Origin of the sequence: Stenotrophomonas sp. PFBMAA-4, from assembly GCF_030053215.1 — a bacterium.
Classification (GTDB): Bacteria; Pseudomonadota; Gammaproteobacteria; order Xanthomonadales; family Xanthomonadaceae; genus Stenotrophomonas.
This window is the reverse complement of the sequence record NZ_JASGBW010000071.1, coordinates 1-1,255: the sequence shown is the minus strand read 5'-3', so window position 1 is coordinate 1,255 and position 1,255 is coordinate 1. Positions and strand designations below refer to the sequence as shown.

The 1,255-nt window shown below is 61.8% G+C and carries 2 protein-coding genes; both read right to left on the bottom strand.

The genetic code is table 11. From position 1 onward, the window contains the following. Positions 1-38: 38 nt before the first annotated feature. On the bottom strand, positions 39-902 hold the full coding sequence (locus tag QMZ26_RS21190; protein WP_283222591.1) for an IS3 family transposase: 864 nt from the start codon (positions 900-902) through the stop codon (positions 39-41). Further along, positions 899-1,192 carry a transposase gene (locus QMZ26_RS21185; RefSeq protein ID WP_283222590.1) on the bottom strand — a complete coding sequence of 98 codons (294 nt, stop codon included), beginning with the start codon at positions 1,190-1,192 and terminating at the stop codon, positions 899-901. The genes QMZ26_RS21190 and QMZ26_RS21185 overlap by 4 nt, the downstream gene beginning before the upstream one ends. Positions 1,193-1,255: the final 63 nt, after the last annotated feature.

Below are 1,255 nucleotides of genomic sequence, written 5' to 3'. Positions count from 1 at the left end.
TGATCTGGCTCCCTGAAAACGGACGCCATGAAGCCGTTTCAGGCGGCAGCCTTGAGCTGCCTGGCATAGGTGTTGGGCGACTGATAGCCCAGCGCCGAGTGTAGCCGGGCGGGATTGTAGAAACCGTGGATGTAGGCCGCAATGGACTGGCTGGCCTGCTCCCGGCTCACGTATGGATCAGCCGCCTCTTCTGCCTTGAGCGTGGCAAAAAAGCTCTCGGCCACCGCGTTATCCCAGCAGTTACCCGGGCGGCTCATGCTTTGGACCACCTTGCAGGACTCCAGGAGCTGGCGATACTCGTTGCCCCAGTACTGCCCGCCTCGATCCGAATGGAAGATCAGGCCGGGCGGCTGGGGATGAAGAGCCCAGGCATTGGCAAAGGCTTTCAGTACTACGTCCTCGGTCATGCGTTCGGAGACGCTGTAGCCCAGCACCTGCCGGGTCTGGACGCTGATGACCACGGCCAGATGCAGCCAGCCCTGACGGGTAGCCACATAGGTGATATCGCCGACCCACGCCGACGGACCCGTACCGGGAGTGAATTGCCGATCCAGTAGGTTCGGGGCGAGCTGGGCCGAACCTGCGGCAGAGGTTTTGCGCCGGAAGCGTCCCTTGATCTTGCCCTGGATGCGCTCCTCGGCCATCAACCGTGCCACCCGCTTGTGGCCGACAGGGTGATTTCGGGCGCGCAGGGCCCTGACCAGCCGATGCCGGCCGTAATTGCGATTGCTGGCCGCATGGATGGCTCGGAGCTCTGCACGAAGAACGGCGTCGGCATCATCGGTTCGGGCGGACTGTCGGTGCAGGTAATCATGGAAACCAGAGACCGATACGCCGAGAACACGACACAGCACCCGGGTCGGGTAACGAGTCCTATGACGGGCGACGAAGGCGTACCTCACTTGGACTCTTTGGCAAAGAACGCCGCCGCTTTTTTTAGGATTTCCCGCTCCATCTTCAGATTGGCGTTCTCGGCCCGAAGGCGGCTGATCTCGCTTTCCAGGTCGGTGGCTGGCCTGCGAGCCTCAGACGTCAACGAGCGCCCAGCACGGACCGCGTCAATCCAATTTGCCAGCGTCTTGACCGACATTTCCAACTGACGGGCCGCTGCGGCTGGGCCAAGCGATTCGGCCAGCTCCACGGCCTGGTGCTTGAACTCATCGGTATAGCTACGGCGGGTAATACGGGACATAGGGAACCTCCAAGTGCGATCAAAGTATCGCTTCTTGGCGTCCGCTGACGGGGAGCCAGATCA